This window comes from Marinoscillum sp. 108 (assembly GCF_902506655.1).
Lineage (GTDB): Bacteria > Bacteroidota > Bacteroidia > Cytophagales > Cyclobacteriaceae > Marinoscillum > Marinoscillum luteum.
Window position 1 is genome coordinate 218,923 of record NZ_LR734817.1, and the last position, 16,836, is coordinate 235,758.

15 protein-coding genes are annotated in these 16,836 nt (G+C 46.9%); 9 read left to right on the plus strand and 6 right to left on the minus strand.

The annotated features are described in order from the left end of the window. Positions 1 to 47 precede the first annotated feature (47 nt). A complete protein-coding gene (gene dinB, locus GV030_RS18260; protein ID WP_159584800.1) occupies positions 48 to 1,256 on the minus strand; it encodes a DNA polymerase IV in 1,209 nt (402 codons plus the stop codon). 201 nt (positions 1,257 to 1,457) lie between these two features. Here dinB and GV030_RS18265 point away from each other — a divergent pair, with 201 nt between their 5' ends. The 5 genes from GV030_RS18265 (at position 1,458) to GV030_RS18285 (ending at position 6,717) form a co-directional block, all read left to right on the plus strand. Beyond that, positions 1,458 to 2,648: a di-heme oxidoredictase family protein gene (locus tag GV030_RS18265; RefSeq protein WP_159584801.1), complete on the plus strand. Its 1,191-nt coding sequence runs from the start codon at positions 1,458 to 1,460 to the stop codon at positions 2,646 to 2,648. 2 nt (positions 2,649 to 2,650) lie between these two features. Continuing rightward, entirely contained in the window at positions 2,651 to 3,085 is a 435-nt protein-coding gene (locus GV030_RS18270; RefSeq protein WP_159584802.1) for a ubiquinol-cytochrome c reductase iron-sulfur subunit, read from the plus strand. Beyond that, positions 3,082 to 4,302 carry a hypothetical protein gene (locus tag GV030_RS18275; protein ID WP_159584803.1) on the plus strand — a complete coding sequence of 407 codons (1,221 nt, stop codon included), beginning with the start codon at positions 3,082 to 3,084 and terminating at the stop codon, positions 4,300 to 4,302. The genes GV030_RS18270 and GV030_RS18275 overlap by 4 nt, the downstream gene beginning before the upstream one ends. 115 nt (positions 4,303 to 4,417) lie before the next feature. Next, positions 4,418 to 5,749 carry a DJ-1/PfpI family protein gene (locus tag GV030_RS18280; RefSeq protein ID WP_159584804.1) on the plus strand — a complete coding sequence of 444 codons (1,332 nt, stop codon included), beginning with the start codon at positions 4,418 to 4,420 and terminating at the stop codon, positions 5,747 to 5,749. Next, on the plus strand, positions 5,746 to 6,717 hold the full coding sequence (locus tag GV030_RS18285) for a GlxA family transcriptional regulator (RefSeq protein WP_159584805.1): 972 nt from the start codon (positions 5,746 to 5,748) through the stop codon (positions 6,715 to 6,717). Before GV030_RS18280 ends, GV030_RS18285 begins: the two co-directional genes overlap by 4 nt. Positions 6,718 to 6,738: 21 nt before the next feature. Here GV030_RS18285 and GV030_RS18290 read toward each other — a convergent pair whose 3' ends face one another. The 3 genes from GV030_RS18290 to GV030_RS18300 form a co-directional block, all read right to left on the minus strand. Continuing rightward, positions 6,739 to 7,149 carry a hypothetical protein gene (locus tag GV030_RS18290; RefSeq protein ID WP_159584806.1) on the minus strand — a complete coding sequence of 137 codons (411 nt, stop codon included), beginning with the start codon at positions 7,147 to 7,149 and terminating at the stop codon, positions 6,739 to 6,741. Between the two features lie 107 nt (positions 7,150 to 7,256). Beyond that, complete coding sequence (locus GV030_RS18295) at positions 7,257 to 7,685, minus strand: peptidylprolyl isomerase (protein ID WP_159584807.1); 429 nt, start codon at positions 7,683 to 7,685, stop codon at positions 7,257 to 7,259. A gap of 208 nt (positions 7,686 to 7,893) precedes the next feature. Then, positions 7,894 to 8,868: a polyprenyl synthetase family protein gene (locus tag GV030_RS18300; protein ID WP_159584808.1), complete on the minus strand. Its 975-nt coding sequence runs from the start codon at positions 8,866 to 8,868 to the stop codon at positions 7,894 to 7,896. Between the two features lie 124 nt (positions 8,869 to 8,992). Here GV030_RS18300 and GV030_RS18305 point away from each other — a divergent pair, with 124 nt between their 5' ends. The 4 genes from GV030_RS18305 to GV030_RS18320 all read left to right on the plus strand — a co-directional run bounded on the left by GV030_RS18305 (position 8,993) and on the right by GV030_RS18320 (position 13,477). Further along, a complete protein-coding gene (locus GV030_RS18305) occupies positions 8,993 to 9,898 on the plus strand; it encodes a PhzF family phenazine biosynthesis protein (protein WP_159584809.1) in 906 nt (301 codons plus the stop codon). Between the two features lie 68 nt (positions 9,899 to 9,966). Then, complete coding sequence (locus GV030_RS18310; RefSeq protein WP_159584810.1) at positions 9,967 to 11,643, plus strand: 1-acyl-sn-glycerol-3-phosphate acyltransferase; 1,677 nt, start codon at positions 9,967 to 9,969, stop codon at positions 11,641 to 11,643. Then, complete coding sequence (locus GV030_RS18315) at positions 11,621 to 12,676, plus strand: NAD(P)H-dependent glycerol-3-phosphate dehydrogenase (protein WP_159584811.1); 1,056 nt, start codon at positions 11,621 to 11,623, stop codon at positions 12,674 to 12,676. Before GV030_RS18310 ends, GV030_RS18315 begins: the two co-directional genes overlap by 23 nt. Before the next feature lie 63 nt (positions 12,677 to 12,739). Next, positions 12,740 to 13,477, plus strand: coding sequence for a toxin-antitoxin system YwqK family antitoxin (locus GV030_RS18320; RefSeq protein ID WP_159584812.1), 738 nt, complete (start codon positions 12,740 to 12,742; stop codon positions 13,475 to 13,477). Here GV030_RS18320 and GV030_RS18325 read toward each other — a convergent pair. Together GV030_RS18325 and GV030_RS18330 are read right to left on the minus strand one after the other, a co-directional pair. After that, positions 13,474 to 14,982, minus strand: coding sequence for a hypothetical protein (locus tag GV030_RS18325; protein WP_159584813.1), 1,509 nt, complete (start codon positions 14,980 to 14,982; stop codon positions 13,474 to 13,476). The two genes, GV030_RS18320 and GV030_RS18325, sit on opposite strands and share 4 nt — an antisense overlap. A gap of 147 nt (positions 14,983 to 15,129) precedes the next feature. Then, positions 15,130 to 16,617 carry a hypothetical protein gene (locus GV030_RS18330; protein WP_159584814.1) on the minus strand — a complete coding sequence of 496 codons (1,488 nt, stop codon included), beginning with the start codon at positions 16,615 to 16,617 and terminating at the stop codon, positions 15,130 to 15,132. Positions 16,618 to 16,836: the final 219 nt, after the last annotated feature.

Consider the following 16,836-nt stretch of genomic DNA (forward strand, 5'->3'; position numbering starts at 1 on the left):
GTTTTAAAATTATTTTTACACATCTCTCGTCCCCATGAGAGAACATTCTACCTCCTCCTATTGGCGAGCAGCGGCGGTGGTTCCCCCGTGAAAGGGTTCCACCTACCAATGGTCTTGGCCAGCATACCCGAGGCCCGCATCACAGACCGATCCCCATACCTGTCACGGATGGCATCCATGGCATGGTAGAGGTTGAGCTGCTCCTCACTGTCATCAAATAAATCGATCTGATAAAAACCATTGACCAGGTCGCTCATGCGAATCCCAATGAGTCGCACCAGCAACCGCTTATTGTACAACCGATCAAACAAATCCAATGCTTTGGGGATTAGCGCATGATCCGCTGCTGTATAAGGAATTTTCGCCTGCAGTGTGTAGGTGTTGAAATCCGAATAGCGCACCTTCACGGTGATGCAGGAAGTAAGCTTCTCTCCCCGCCTCAGTTGAAACCCGAGGTTCTCCGTCATCGCCACCAGTATTCCTTTGAGTTTTACCACATCGATGGTATCCCGATCAAAGGTGCGCTCCGTGGAGATCGATTTTCGCTCAGAGTAAGGCACTACCTTGGAGTAATCAATTCCGTTGGCTTTGCGCCAAATGGTCACCCCATTGGCCCCAAAAGCCCGCTCCATCAGATCTACCGACATCTGCTGCAGCGTGTAGATCTTCCGCACCCCCAGACTCATCAGTTTGCTGTAAGTCTTATCTCCCACCATTGGAATTTTTTTCACAGACAGAGGGGCCAAAAAAGGCTTTTCCTGACCGTAATCTATCCTCAGATGGTTATTGGGCTTGGCCTCATTGGTCGCTACCTTGGAGACAGTCTTGTTTTCCGAAAGGCCAAAGGAGATGGGCAACCCCGACTCCTTCACGATGCGGGTACGTAGCTCAGTGGCCATTTTCCAGGCCCCAAAGAACTTATCCATACCAGTAAGATCCACATAAAACTCATCGATCGAACTCTTCTCCAGCACTGGCACAGCCTCCTGAATAATATCAGTTACCATTTTGGAGTGCTTAGTGTAATCAGCCGAATTTCCCCGCACAATAATGGCCTCCGGACACAGCGCCCTCGCCAACTTCATAGGCATCGCCGAGTGCACTCCAAACCGCCTGGCTTCATAACTACAGGCCGCTACCACGCCCCGATCGCTCGTGCCCCCGATCAACACAGGCTTCCCCACAAGCGCACTATTCTTTAGTCGCTCCACAGAGACAAAGAACGTATCAAGATCCAGATGCAGAATAGAATTCATAGTTCACAAATCTAATATTTTTAGCATTAAAACTAATAATATTAGTCTTTAAAAGAGAAATAATTCCCTCACCCCCAGGCTCCTTTCCCTCTAACCTCATCGCATTCGATTAGATATCCAATAAAAAATTAAAGTAATCTGCTTTATTATTTTTTTAGACAAGTCTAAATTTATAATATTGTAATTCTAAATACTTTAAAAATGAAGCACTCTCAACTTCTTATCACCATCTGCTGCATGATCCTACTGGGAAGCTGTGAAAGCCTCATCCCACCAGCCCCTGAAGAAAGTGAACTACTGGATGGCCCGATGACTGAGCTCACCCCCGCCCAAAACCGGCAATTCCTTGCGGGTGATATCGCTTTTAATGATGAAGTCTTCACTGCCCTAAATGGCCTGGGCCCACTCTTTGTCGCCACTTCCTGTGGTAGCTGCCATGCAGGTGATGGCAAAGGTCATCCCTTCACCACCCTCACCAGGTTTGGGCAAACCGCACCCGACACCCCTCATCAGTCACCCGGTGCTCCGCAACTACAACACCGGGCACTCCCTGGTTTCGAACCTGAACGAATTCCAGAAGGCACACCTTATATGAATTTCACACCACCGGCCGTCACCGGACTGGGACTGCTCTCAGCTATCACGGATGCGCAAATCCTGGACAATGCTGATCCCGATGACCTGGACAATGACGGCATCTCCGGAGTGCCCAATTACGTTAGTCCACCCCCCTATTTTGAACAGCAGTGGTTTCACTCTCCACTCAATGGAAAAATCATAGGCCGATTTGGAAAAAAAGCAGCAGCAGTGGACCTCCTTCACCAGACCGTGAGCGCCTACAACCAGGACATGGGGATCACCTCTACCTTCGAGCCCACAGATACCTACACCGGCCTCACGCTGGACCCTGAGGTAAGCGACAAGACGGTGCGAGATGTGGTTTTTTACCTGCGAACACTCAAGGCACCTATCCCCAGAAACGCTCAGGAGTCGATCATCACATCCGGACGAAAAATCTTCGAAAACATCAATTGTTCAGGCTGCCATATCCCCGAATGGAAGACACCCTCCTCAGATATCGAAGCCCTATCCAACAAGCTTTTTTATCCCTATACAGACCTACTCCTACACGACATGGGCCCTGAGCTGGATGATGGCGTCACTGAAGGCAGCGCCGAGACTTATGAGTGGCGAACTCCTCCGCTTTGGGGCCTGGGTCTATCGCCCAACTCGCAGGGAGGTCAATACTTCCTGATGCATGATGGCAGGGCCAAAAGCATTGCTGAAGCCATCAATATGCACGGTGGTGAAGCAGAGCAAAGTAAGCTGGCGTTTCAGGCCCTTGCGGAAAGTGATCAAGAGGCGCTTTTAAAATTTCTGGAATCTCTATAGGTATGAAACGAAAAGAATTTATCAAAACCTGCGGAATCGGGTGCCTGAGCCTCATGAGCGGCGCTAGTCTTCTGGCTGGCTGTGTAGGCACGCGGCACATCAATGTTCCCATTTCCGACTCCTTTCTCCTCATTCCTTTAAGTGAGTTTTTCAATGAAAAAAAGGAGAAATACAGGAAATACATCATCGTTCAGAATGAAGAGCTGAGCTACCCCATATGTGTTTACAGGTTTTCAGAAAACGAATATACCGCCATCTGGATGAGATGTACCCATCAGGGCACGGAGCTCCAGGCCTATGGCGACCGACTACAATGCCCCGCCCACGGCAGTGAATTTTCCAATACCGGTGCATTACAAAACGGACCTGCGGATCAGCCACTGAGAATCTTTCCCGTCACTGCAGACCTCAACCAAATCAAAATAGACCTACGATGAGACATTTATACAGCATCACTTTACTCTTTTGTACATTATCCACCTGGGCCCAGGTGGATGGCTCATTGCTAAAAAAAGCACCAAAAGACTCCAGCATCACCGGTATGAATATGGATGCTGTCTACAACAGGCCCTTTTTGCAGGTGGGAAAAACCCCTGTGGCGGTAGGCGGATATATAGAAGCAGACTATCAGTATATGGGTGAGGATGGCCTCACAGAAGGACATTCATTCAGAATACCGCGACTGACGATCTTCATGTCTTCCGCCATACATCAGAAAATCAAGTTTCTAACCGAACTGGAACTGGAAGAGGGTGGCAAAGAGATCGCCATAGAGTTTGCGGCGCTCGATTTCAATTTTCACCCGCTGTTTAACCTCCGTGGTGGTGTAATCATGAACCCAATTGGCGCTTTCAATCAAAACCACGATGGCCCTAAGTGGGAGTTTGTAGACAGGCCACTCAGTGCGGAACAAATGCTACCTGCCACCTGGAGCAACGTGGGATTTGGTGTTTATGGCAAGCACTACCAAAACGATTGGGCATTCGGCTATGAAGGATACCTCACCAATGGTTTTAACAACTCGATCATTGAAAATGATCAAAACCGAACCTTTCTGCCTGCCTCCAAAACGAATGCGGACCGGTTTGAGGAAACCAACAATGGCGAGCCTCTGATCACCTTAAAAACAGCATTGAGATACAAGAATAATGAGATTGGTTTCTCCTACATGGGAGGTATCTACAATACGCACACGGAGGATGGCCTTATCCTGGAAAATAAACGGCGGCTTGATGTATGGGCGGTGGACTTCAATGCCACATTACCACTTACGAAAACCTACCTGGTAGGCGAATATGCATGGATATGGGTGGACGTACCGTCATCATACAGTCAGCAATTTGGCAACAGGCAACACGGAGGATTCATTGACATTGTTCAGCCTGTTTTTACCAGAACCATTTTGGGGTTCAACAATGCAACACTCAATATCGCCTGCCGTCTGGAGTATGTCGACTGGAATGTTGGCAGCTTTCGGGAAACAGGTGAAAACATCTCCGATGACATTTGGGCCATTGTACCCGCAGTGAGCTTCAGGCCTACAGCCCAGACAGTCATCCGACTCAATTATCGCATGATGAAGCAGCAGGACATATTGGGCAATCCACCAGCAGCCATTGCGGGGATACAGTTTGGAGTTTCTTCTTATTTTTAAGACCTTATCGGACGTATCCGGCCAACTATAGGGTGATACGGGTCATTATTGAATGAACAATCAAAATGCCCGTAAACATATTTCAAATTCATTTAAATGCTTAAATTATTGAAATATGCGTCCCAACTCCCTTCACTACCTGATCTCACTGGCACTATTAAGCCAATTTAGTGCGGCTGATGCACAGCAGAAAAGAACCTACAATGTGGCCATCGTGGTTCACGAAGGTGTAGAGCTTTTTGACTTTGCCGGCCCTGGCGAAGTATTTGCAGCTGCAGCCCGATCCAACGATGTGGCCAATATTAATGTATTCACTGTGGCACCCTCCAAAGAACCGGTGGTCAGCCAAACCTTTCTGAGCATCAATCCCAATTACTCCATTGATGACGCACCACCGATCGACATCCTGGTGATCCCGGGAGGAAGAACCGGTGTGCTGCTCAACGATGCAAAATTCATGGCCTGGGTGAAAGAGCTGGAACCAAAAACCGACAACCTGCTGACAGTATGTACCGGAGCTTTTGTGCCGGCCAGATTGGGGCTACTGGATGGACTCAAAGCCACCACCCACCACGGATCCATCGCATCGCTGAAAAGCGGATACCCCAACATCACCGTCATAGAAGAAGAGAAATTTGTGGACAATGGGCATATTATTACGTCAGGCGGGGTGTCTTCTGGCACCGAAGGGGCATTGCACATGATCCAACGCATAGCCGGACTCAAAGCCGCCAAAGGGGTAGCGAGGTATATGGAGTATGACCACTGGTCGCCAGACAAGGGGCTCATGGCCTACGAAAATGAAGCCATCAAAAAACTCAAAAGCATGTCAGTCACCACCAAAAGTCGCGACGGAATGAAGTCGGATTTTTCAGGCTTTGAAAGAGAACTTAGCAACGTGACCGCAGAGATGGTAGATTTTGGTGAGCTGGAAGCCTATGGTGACGAGTTGCTGGAAAACAACCAGTCAGAGCTCAGCCTAATGGTATTCAGGCGGCTTAGCGAGCTGTATCCATGGTCAATTATCCCTTTTGATCGCATGACGGAAGTAGCTCGAAAGACCGGTAAAAATGACACCCCTCCTACCGAGGAAGAGTTTATCAATCTCATCAAAGAAAATGGTATTGCTGCAGCCAGCGAATCCTTCGAAACCTGGCAGAAAAAGTACCCCGGATGGAAAATTTTCGGTGAAGGCTCACTCAATATACTGGGATATAAGTACCTGTACGGCCCAGAGATAGATACAGCCCTTGGTATTTTTCAGCTCATTGTAAAAGCCTACCCAGAGTCATGGAATGCGTGGGACAGCCTGGCAGAAGGGTATCTGAAATCTGAAGATTACCCGATGGCCCGAAAGTACTACAACAAATCACTGAAGCTCAACCCCGAAAACACCAATGCCACCAAGATGTTGGAGCAAATGAAAACTCAATATGCTGGTCAATGAGTAAAAGAAAAATTGTCTTCCTCATATTACCAAAAGTGCACCTTCAGGATCTGGCAGGTCCGGCTCAGGTCTTTTATGAGGCTGATCAGTTACATAAAAACACCTTTGAACTCAGGTATGCCGGTTTAAAAACCGACACGATAAGTGAGCAAGGGCTTCAATTGGGTGGCCTGGAAGATTTTACCCATCTGGAACTCACCCGGGAGGATTATATTTTTCTCCCGGGCATTGATTTCGCGAGCTATAGGGAGCAGCCCGTGTCTGAAGCCGAAACCAGGCTCTTTTCCTGGCTAAAAGATTGTCACCACGAGGGGGTTTCCATCGCCTCTGTATGCTCGGGTGCGCTGGTTCTGGCAAAGGCAGGTCTGCTGGACCATATTCGCTGTACCACCCACTGGAAGTGTATCGATTATATACAGCAGGCCTATCCCAAAACCAGGGTGCAGGCCAACAAGATTTTCGAAGAAGACAGACGGATCTATACCAGCGCGGGTATGACCTCCGGGATAGACATGTCCCTGTCCATCATTGAAGCAATTTGTGGCCCACTCACAGCAGCTCATGTGGCCCGAGAAATGGTGGTGTACGTCCGCAGAAGTGGCACAGAAAGTCAAAAGAGTTATTATCTGGACTACCGCACACATTTCAATCCCACCATACACCAGGTGCAGAACTATCTGATCAACCACATCAATGAAAACCCAACACTCTCGGAACTCGCGGAGGAGTTCTGTGTGAGTGAACGAAACCTTACCAGGCTTTTCAAGAAACACGCAGGACTGACCATTCAGGATTATAAGGATGTGATGAGACTGGAACTGGCAGCCCACCTCCTGCACAATCCCAACTATACTCAGAAGTATATCGCGGGAGAGTGCGGATTTCACGACGAGCGACAGTTTAGGAGGCTATGGAAACGAAAATACCACTACCCGCCTTCAAGGCATCCGGAAAAAGTTGCTCATTAAGGAAATCATCAAAATCCGGCCCTAATTGCCCGCCAGGAGACCATGCTGCTTACGTGAACCTATCTTCCACCTTATCCCTAAACTATTCACTTTTTGATCTGTATAGCTGAGTGATTGGCTGGAAATCATCAACTTCTCTCCGGCTTTGCCAATTTGACCATGGCTGGCGATCATTACCACTGCTCCGCATAAAGCCATCAAGGAGCCAGCGATGACCATAGGTTCATTGGGCTGATTGCCAGATAGAGCAAGGGTCGTGAATAAATAGCCTCCCCCCACCAAAGCCGTACCTGCAAAATATTGCTTTGAAAACTTTTGGAGCAGCAATCCCGCTTCATATTGAGCGCTTTTGGTTGGTTCCTGATATTGGCCATAGAGGCTGGTGATGGTAAGCAAAGAGATCATTACAAATAAGGCTGTGTTATTCTTCATTAGTTAGTCATTTAGTGCAATTCAAACATAACTCAATAGATAATCTCGCACAAAAAAACCTCATCTGAGACCAGATGAGGCTTGATTACGCTTAATATTTCTGATGACTATACGATCTCCACAAGTTCGATCTCGAAGATCAAATCCTGACCAGCCAACGGGTGATTGGCGTCAATGGTGATGGCTTCCTCAGTCACTTCTTGCACGATCACGTGAGTCTGCTGACCATTGTCATTGGTAGCTACCAATGTCTGACCAGCCTCGGGCTTCATATCAGCAGGTAGCTCAGTGCGGGGCACTTTCTGGATCAACTCATCATTTCTATCACCATAAGCCTCCGCTGAAGGGATCGTTACGGTTTTTTTCTCGCTGATGGCCATTCCATTTACAGCCTCGTCAAAGCCTTTGATCATCTGGCCTCCACCTACGGTAAACTGAAGTGGATCACGCTCCAACGAAGAATCAAATACTTGTCCGCTAGTAAGCTTTCCGGTGTAATGTACCTTCACGGTATCATTCGCTTTTGCAATACTCATAATTGTTGTTATTGGTTTTTTTGAAATTTTTATCTGGCCAGACAAAGACACTAGGCACTCCGGAATGGATCAATAGCAGCTGCAACCTGACATTATACCGACTTTATCAACCGGTTTGAGTGCGCAAAGTTAACAAATGAGGGAGGGTTTAAAACCAAAATCGCATTTTTATGCATTGAATTTCAATACTTTAACCTCTCCGATCAGACTACTTGGTGCGGTCTATGGTAAACTGCACCAGCTGCTCCAGAGAGGTCCGGTAGGTCGATTCGGGCAATTCAGCCAATAATTTATTGGCTTTCTGATGATAATCAGTCATCACATCCGTGGCATACTTGATTCCTCCGGAGGCTTTCACAAAGTCAATTACTTCGTTGACGAGCTTAGGCTCATCTGCACTTCTTTTGATCATCCTACGGATTCGCTTCTTCTCGGACCTACCCACCTGATTAAGGGCGTAGATCAGCGGCAGGGTCATTTTCTTTTCTTTAATGTCTATGCCCGTGGGCTTCCCTATTTCGAAGGTGCCGTAATCAAACAGATCATCTTTGATCTGAAAGGCCATCCCCACATTTTCTCCAAACTGGGTCATGCGCTCGATCACCTCCGGATCTGCTCCGGCAGAAGAGGCCCCAACCCTGCAGCAAGCGGTGATCAGACTGGCTGTTTTCTGGCGAATGATGTCATAATATACTTCTTCGGTGATGTCCAGCTTTCGGGCCTTCTCCATTTGCAGCAGCTCACCTTCACTCATCTCTTTCACCGCATTGGAGACGATCTTGAGCAAATCAAAATCGTCGTTATTGAGCGAAAGCAACAATCCTCTGGAGAGCAAAAAGTCACCTACCAATACGGCAATCTTATTTTTCCAAAGGGCATTGACTGAAAAGAAGCCACGGCGATAGTGGGAATCATCCACCACATCGTCGTGCACCAGGGTGGCGGTGTGCAGCAGTTCGATCAGCGAAGCTCCCCTATAAGTGGACTCATTGATGCCGCCAGCCGCTCCGGCACTCAGAAACACAAACAAAGGGCGCATCTGCTTACCCTTGCGACGCACGATGTAACTGGTGATTTTATCAAGCAGCATCACATTGCTGCGCATGCTCTTTCGAAACTTCTGTTCGAATTCTGACATTTCCGCAGCTACCGGCTCTTGTATATCTTTGAGTTGTATGGGCATGTGAATTATCCAGCTGCAATATTAACATCTCACAACTGCATTACAAATCTGTTTATTTGTGATCTAACCTTTTGTTATACTCAAAGGGTTTTTTAGTTTACTTCGTTTTTTATCAAATCCCTCTATGAGCATCAAACAAGCTGAGTATTATCTTTTGGACGTCTTTACAGACGAAAAATATGGTGGAAACCCGCTGGCGATTTTTCCAGATGCCAGTGCAATCAATGAGCACCTGTTTCAGAAGATAGCCAGAGAAATGAACCTGTCCGAAACGGTTTTTCTTTTTCCCCCAAAGGAAAACAGCAACTACTCCATGCGAATTTTCACTCCCGAAAAAGAATTGCCTACTGCCGGACATCCCACAGTAGGTACGGCATATTACATGGCCAGGATGCATAATCTTGCAAAAGAAGGATCATTAAAAATCACGCTGAACCAACCCATAGGTGCTGTGGATGTGTTTGTGGAGTTTGAAGACCATCACCCGGCCATGGTCACGATGCATCATCCGCTACCCGTTTTCGGGCCAACGCACAACGAAAAAGCCTGGCAAGTGGCTGAGCTGCTTTCTCTGGATATCGAGGACCTGGATGATCTGCCCATCGAGGAGGTTTCCTGTGGAAACAACACGCTCATTGTACCCCTAAAGTCGGTGGAAGCGCTGGGGAAAATCAGATTCAGACCGCATCTGTGGGACAACCTTCGCTCAGAATTCAATAAATCAATTGTTTACACCTTCACCAAAACCGGAGTGAAAGAGGGCGATGTGCAAGGCCGGATGTTTGGCCCTGAAGTAGGTATACTGGAAGACCCGGCTACCGGCTCTGCCAACGGCCCGCTCATCAGCTACCTGACCAAACACCAGCTGGTATCCGGACCTATACTGAGCCTACAGGGATGTGAGATGGGACGACGCAGCAAGCTTCATCTGGATGCGGATGTGGACAGCCAGGGGAACATCACAGCAGTGAAAGTGGGCGGAAAATGCGTCTTTGTGGGTAAAGGCTTCCACTTTTTAGAACTGATGTAGCATTTATCCCTAACTTGCATCCATAAAAAACAGCACCCGTAGATTAAGTTGATTACAATCTCCTGTGAATGAGAAGACAGAAAGCCAGATATTCTGAAATTATACCCCGGACAAAGCAGTGGCCAATCGTGCAGCTGGCCAAGGACCGAAAGCAATTTATAGAGGAAGTAACCACCGAGTCTTTCAACAACCTGAAGCACATCACCCGTGGCAGATCCCTGCGGGAAGAGCTGGAAATGACCGTATACAGGGAAAAACTCCGCATCAAAGCCAACCCGTGGAGGGTAGACCCTAAGGATGAGAAATCATTCTGGAAAAGTGTGCAGGACAGGCTCAGTGACAGCAGCGCACTGCCACCGGAAGAAGCCAAAGCCGTAGAGGAGGGCTTGCTCACCGAGATCATTCGCCGGTATGCTGAAGAAATCTCCGGCAATTTCAAAAAGAATTCATACCGCTTCGCACGCGGGTTTATCACCTTTGGCTTTGCACGGCTGCTCAATGCCACGAGGGTCAAAGGCTTTGCGTCACTCTTCAGCAGACAGCTGGACCTGGATGACAAAATCAACATAGTAGGTGAGCCCGAGCACATTCGCGAGCTGGCCAAAAGGGGCACCGTGGTGATGGTGCCTACACACTTCAGCAACCTCGATTCTATCCTCATTGGCTGGGTGATTCAGTTTCTGGGGTTACCGGCATTCATCTACGGCGCAGGGCTCAACCTCTTCAACCTGAAAATATTTGCCTACTTCATGAATAGCCTGGGGGCCTATAAGGTAGACCGCAGAAAGAAAAATCCCGTGTATCTGGAAACCCTCAAGACGTACTCCAGTCAGGCACTCAGAAGGGGCTGTCACAGTCTGTTTTTCCCTGGGGGCACCCGCTCACGCTCCGGTCAAATAGAAAAAGCACTAAAACTGGGTCTGATGAGCACCGCCATAGAGGCGCAGCGGATCATGTATCAGGAGGAAACACCGGAAAAGCCTGCCCGAAAGATCTTTTTGGTGCCAGTAGTGATCAACTATCACTTCACACTGGAGGCACCTGCACTCATCAACGAGCACCTGAAGCGCACAGGGCAAGAGCGATATTACAAGGAGGCCGATGAGTTTACAACATCCTATAAGATTGCTACGTTTCTGCTCAAGTTTTTCACCAAAGGCTCCAATATCTCAGTGAGTATAGGCCGTGGGATGGACATCCTGGGCAACTATGTAGACAATGAAGGTAACAGTGTGGATGCCGCCAATCAGCCGATTGATCCTAAGGACTATTTTATTTCGCAAGGCAAGATCACTGTAGATCTACAGCGCGAGCAGGAATATGTGCGTATCCTGGCCAAGCGGGTGGTAGAAGAATATCATAAATACAACCGGGTTTTTGCCAGTCATCTGGTGGCATATACTGCCTTCAAAATGCTGGAGCGGAAAAATCCCAAACTTGATCTGTATAACCTGCTGAGGCTACCAGATGAAGACCTCATTCTGGACTATGAGGAATTTAAAAAAGCCTGGAAAAAACTACGCAAGCGCATACTGAAGCTGGAAAGAAAAGGAAAAGTGGGTGCGGCACAGCACCTGAAGGAAAAAGCCGATGAGGCCATCGTACACGGTCTGGCCAATGTGGGGATGTACCATGCTCAGCGTCCATTGATCAAAAAGGGCGATAAGATCATCATTCAGGATATGAATACTTTGTATTACTACCACAACAGAATGGAAGGCTATGGGCTCGAAAAACACATCTGAAAAGCCAATAGGCGTCATAGGGGCAGGTAGCTTTGGTACCGCCGTATCTAACATCCTGGCCGAAAAAAACCAGCGTGTGATTCTCTACGCACGCACTGCTGAAAAGGCAGCGCTGCTCAACTCCACGCGAGAGAGCTCCGGTCACAAGCTCCATGACCACATAGAAGTCACCAATGATCTGGAGTACATCGGCACCTCCTGCGACGTGATTTTCCCGGTGGTCCCTTCTGCCAATTTCCGGGCCATGATGAAAGAACTGGCGCCTTTCCTAAGGCCCTATCACATCCTCATTCATGGCACCAAAGGCTTCGATCTGAACGTGGACCTTAAAAAAATTGACGCACAAAATCCCCTCTCCCGTGAGCATGTGCGTACGATGAGTGAGGTGATCAAGGAAGAAAGCTCTGTGGTGCGCATCGGGTGTCTGGCGGGCCCCAACCTGGCCCGTGAGATCAGTGAGAAAAAACCCGCAGCTACTGTGGTAGCCAGTCACTTCGATGAAGTGATCCGGGTAGGTCAAAACCTGCTCAAAAATGATCGATTTCTGATCTATGGCAGCAATGACCTCATTGGGATAGAGCTCTGCGGTATTTTAAAAAACATCATCGCTGTGGGCGCTGGCACCATTGCAGGACTGGAATTGGGTGAAAATGCCAAGGCCCTTTTCATCAGCCGCGGACTCGTGGAAATGGTACACATCGGCAAGGCCCTGGGTGGCAATGCCGAGGCCTTTCTGGGACTGGCTGGTGTGGGTGACCTGGTGGCTACCAGCTCCAGTCACCTGAGTAGGAATTTTACCGTGGGCAATCGCCTGGCCAAAGGAGAAACCATCGATCAGATCATAGAATCTATGGAAGAGGTGGCCGAGGGGGTGAAGACCATCCGGATCATCAACGAGCTCTCACAGACCTATAAGGTGAGGTGCCCCATTACCGAAACACTCTACCGCATCATCAATCAGGAAATGACCGTGGGTGATGCCCACAAATACCTGATGAAGTTTCCCTTCCGGGCAGAGATAGATTTTATGTAGTTTGATTCCTTCTTTATCATTTTATAAATTCATGCCGCATAACATGATTAACGTTCTTTCAGCATGAAAAATCTCATTCTTCCTCTTGTCCTGTGTCTTCTTTTTTCCTGTGATCAGATTAACTCCCTCAAAGGAAACAAAATAGCTGAAGAAGCCGATAACGTAGTGAAAAACTACTATCCAGATGGTGAATTGAAATCTATCTACACAGTCAATGAGCTTCGACAAAAGCACGGAGTAGCCAAAATATACAAAAAGGACGGAACTCTCAGTAAGGCATTTGAGTACGAAAATGGAGAGAAAATAAAAGCCATTTCATATTATAAGAATGGTAACCCATTAATGGAGATTAGCTACAAAAATGATGTTAAGGATGGTCCGTTCAAACGATTCTACGAGAATGGAAAACTGGAATCCGAAGCAATATTCAAAGAAAATTTTCCCGGAAAAGGGCTAAAGGAATACACCTCCTCAGGAAGTCTAAAAAAGCACTATCCAGAACTTATTGTCAAAGGTATAGATCAAATAAACCTCAATGGCAGATATATAATAGAGGTATATTTTGATAAAAACCCCGGAAGAGGAACCTATTATATTGGGTCACTAACTGAGGACACTTTTCTCAATTACAGGCTGGATGAAATGGAAAGAGTGAATTATAGAGGTAGACTTGTGATCACTCCTGCACCTGGGGTCATTATCATGGAAAAATTAAATTTTGTGGGAGAATTCAAAACCCCAACAGGCAACAAGTACATTGTGGAGAAGTCTTTCAATCTTGCCATCGATAATTCGTTCTAATTCTGGGCTCTATCAAGCCAATATTTTCGCATTTTCAACTCCTGATTGTGTGGTGCAAATTTAAGGCCTTCATTTAAGACCTGCCGGGCACTTTGATACCACCCCTTTTTAAAATAGTAAGAAACCCCCTGCGAATAAGCCTTACCTACATTATGCTCGTAGTAGGAATACTTATATTGCTCCACATTCTCTTCGAAGCGCTTCTTATACATTTTAGCTTTTTCCACCTCACTTTTAATATAAGCATCTCTCATAGCTTCCAGATACAAATTCATCCTTAAAGACCCTAGATGAGCATTGGAATTTAACTCTGGATAATCAGCATATAGTTGTTCCAGCAATTCCAAAATTTCATCGCTTGAGAATGAATGCGCAACTGTAGCGTTGTTAATATTGCTCACCAATAAGTTTTCAGCATCCTGATTAGAGGGATTGGCCGCAAAAGCCTCTAGCACGTACGGAAAAGACTTTTTATAACTCCCCTTATTATAGAGTTTACGCCCATTTTCATAGTTATAGTAAAAATCCAGATCAGACTTCAGTTCATCATTTCTAGCTTTCTCCCTGATCAAACGATACGCCCTTGCAACAAACTGAGTATCATTCCTCTTTATCAATTGGTTATTCAGAAGACGAGAAAACTCCCCAAGGACTTCCGCATTTCCAACACTAGGATGATTCATCGTGCTTATAAACCCGAGTAATTCTACATCCGCCCATTCATTGTAATCCACGGTGGTAATAGCAAGGATTCCACAGCTCACCACAAGCTCACCAATCTGCTCAGTCGGATGAAGAATGTAGGCCTTTTGAAAATCTAAAAAAGCTTCATAATACTTCTGCTCCTGAAGATTGGAAATGCCGTGATTATAATATTGAATACCGATTAGTTCCTTTGCTCCCAGATCACTATCCGTAAAGTAATATTTATTAAAAACCACATTAACATCAGCATTTAGTTCTGATCGATCTATCAGCTTCAGATCAGCCAGTTGGCCAACAAAAGCCTCCCTAAATCCCAAACTAAAAGTTTTGAATCCGCCAATCGGATCAGTGGTCTCAATACCGATTTGCTCGCTCTCAGGGTAAGCTACTATGTAGACGTGTGTTGGCGTTTCTTTAACCGTAAATGGGATCCCCAAATCTTCGAAAACCAAAGCATACAGTGCACAAGCCGATACACAATTGTAAACTCCATTCTGAAAAATCTGATGAAAATAAGCAATGGCCTCGTACTTCCTCAAAAACTCATCATGAACGAACTCATACACTTTCTTCACATACTTTTCATTCTTCTTTGGCTTTTTGATTAGACGCAACTCCTTTATCTTCGCTTCATAAGACTTTCTCCATTGTTCTTTCTGACCTTCATCAGCTCCTGAAAAAAGTAATAATCCAGGAAAATAATCCGATTCGTTTTCTGAGAGCCTCTCGAAAATAGATTTTTCCAAGTCCGAGCTAAAGGAAACTTGACTGACAGAAATCAGACTGTCGCCTAAAGTCATCCCTTGTAGACTTGTCAAAGTGAAAAGGGTGAAAAACATAATCCTACCTACCATAACAACACTTTACTCGGCAAAATAAAACAGTTCATGAAAACATAAAACACATCTTCATTTTAGATAAATGCTTAGACAGCAATTTATGTACTCCTACTCCTTTCGGGTTCGGGTGAGTTTCTCCATCAGCAGGGTCAGCAGTTCGAACCGGATCAATTCATTATACTCCAGGTGATCATTGTGATCCGTCAGGCCCTTGATCAGTTGATCACGCTCTCTGTAAAATGCCTTTTCTTCAAATCGCTCCTTCACCAGGTGCACAAAGCACTGATAGAAGGCCCTGGTGCGTAGCAGCGCATCCCCCTTGATATACCGCTGATAATACACCTTGAGGTTATTGGCTTCATTGTCATATTCCAGCGTATTTTTCAGCCGCAGGAGGATGACCCGCACCACCACAAACTGCAGATTGTAACCCGTCTTGTCCTTAGAAACCGGCGCACAGTCGTGGTAAAATTTATGTAGTTTTTTGAAATCGAAACCCGGTACTTTCATGGGCTCGCCGGTCATGTGGCTGATCACAAAGAGATAAGCCGACCTGATGGCCCAGGCTGCACGATCCATTTTGTCCAACTCCTGAAACCTGGGCTCCTCGTGCACCGTCTCCAGTAGCTTCAATGCTTCGCGGTAGGCACCCTGGTGCATCAGCAGCTGAAACTCCTCCACCAGTACCTCAAACCGATTAAAGGCTTCAAAGGAAGTACTCTTAAGCAGTTTTTTCAGCACCGGCCTGGCCTGGGTGAGTCGGGCAGTGGCAATGAAGTATTTCAGGGTGGAGACATTGACCTCCAGCATCACATGCTCCGTTTCCAGGTGTGCATACTCCCTGAGGTGTGATTTGAGCAATTCAAGCACTCTCCCCCACTCCTCAAAATCATTTCGCTGATGCGCTGCCACCAGGGCGATCCGCAGAAAATACAACCGCAAAAAAGGAGACTCATATTGCTCATGGTAAGCACAAAGTGCTTCCATGTGCTTTTCGCATTTGGTCACCAACTCACGCCGCTGTGACCGGATAAATTTGGTCTCGGAGAGCACCACCTGCACCAGCCCTTTGGAGACATCCAACACCCTGACCTGCCCTATCAGCTCTGAGACGGCCTGCTGGTGCTTTTCCACCTCACCGGTGAAGCCTTTCAGGTAATTGACCTTTCGCAAAGTCAGAAAACACTCCAGCTCTACTTCTACCAGGTGGTATTTACGAGCCTTTTTCAGCACCCGACTGGCGATCCGCTCCGCATTGTGATAGACATTCACATACAGCAGCTTCCTGGCAATGGTCATCTGGCGCTCACATTGGAATTTGATGCGGGTGTAGTTTCGGCGGTTGAGTTCGGAATGGTTGGTGGCCAGAATAAGCTCCGAAAGCTTATTGATCAGGCTGCCTTTGAGCATGATGAAGCGCTTATCTCCGGGATCACTCTGGTACAATTGGCGTGCAGCCGAGACATCATCCAAAAATCCACCAGCAGCCACAAGCTTATAGAGTTTCTTGAGCTTGGAGTCTCTCGGTATGAGCAGGTTAAAAGTTTTCGGGCGGTCCTGTTCTATGACATTGACCATTTCTCGAATCAAATCCATTATCCGCTGGTTGAATCCGACTTTACTAATCCATGGATGCTGTACCTGCAATGCCGTACGCAGCCCCACAGTTGGCAACCCTAAATAAGAGCTTTTTTAGCACATATGGCCCATCTATTCCGAAATCTTAACATTCACACAACATCTACTTTCTTATCTATCTCTTTCCAAAGGGCACTTTTCCAGCTTACTACTGCCCGGATATTGTAATCGCAAAAG

Bases quoted from the DNA above. Each gene is read 5' to 3' on its own strand.
- dinB (WP_159584800.1), bottom strand. From the start codon at position 1,256: ATGAATTCTATTCTGCATCTGGATCTTGATACGTTCTTTGTCTCTGTG.
- GV030_RS18265 (WP_159584801.1), top strand. From the start codon at position 1,458: ATGAAGCACTCTCAACTTCTTATCACCATCTGCTGCATGATCCTACTG.
- GV030_RS18270 (WP_159584802.1), top strand. From the start codon at position 2,651: ATGAAACGAAAAGAATTTATCAAAACCTGCGGAATCGGGTGCCTGAGC.
- GV030_RS18275 (WP_159584803.1), top strand. From the start codon at position 3,082: ATGAGACATTTATACAGCATCACTTTACTCTTTTGTACATTATCCACC.
- GV030_RS18280 (WP_159584804.1), top strand. From the start codon at position 4,418: ATGCGTCCCAACTCCCTTCACTACCTGATCTCACTGGCACTATTAAGC.
- GV030_RS18285 (WP_159584805.1), top strand. From the start codon at position 5,746: ATGAGTAAAAGAAAAATTGTCTTCCTCATATTACCAAAAGTGCACCTT.
- GV030_RS18290 (WP_159584806.1), bottom strand. From the start codon at position 7,149: ATGAAGAATAACACAGCCTTATTTGTAATGATCTCTTTGCTTACCATC.
- GV030_RS18295 (WP_159584807.1), bottom strand. From the start codon at position 7,685: ATGAGTATTGCAAAAGCGAATGATACCGTGAAGGTACATTACACCGGA.
- GV030_RS18300 (WP_159584808.1), bottom strand. From the start codon at position 8,868: ATGCCCATACAACTCAAAGATATACAAGAGCCGGTAGCTGCGGAAATG.
- GV030_RS18305 (WP_159584809.1), top strand. From the start codon at position 8,993: ATGAGCATCAAACAAGCTGAGTATTATCTTTTGGACGTCTTTACAGAC.
- GV030_RS18310 (WP_159584810.1), top strand. From the start codon at position 9,967: ATGAGAAGACAGAAAGCCAGATATTCTGAAATTATACCCCGGACAAAG.
- GV030_RS18315 (WP_159584811.1), top strand. From the start codon at position 11,621: ATGGGCTCGAAAAACACATCTGAAAAGCCAATAGGCGTCATAGGGGCA.
- GV030_RS18320 (WP_159584812.1), top strand. From the start codon at position 12,740: ATGAAAAATCTCATTCTTCCTCTTGTCCTGTGTCTTCTTTTTTCCTGT.
- GV030_RS18325 (WP_159584813.1), bottom strand. From the start codon at position 14,982: ATGACTTTAGGCGACAGTCTGATTTCTGTCAGTCAAGTTTCCTTTAGC.
- GV030_RS18330 (WP_159584814.1), bottom strand. From the start codon at position 16,617: ATGGATTTGATTCGAGAAATGGTCAATGTCATAGAACAGGACCGCCCG.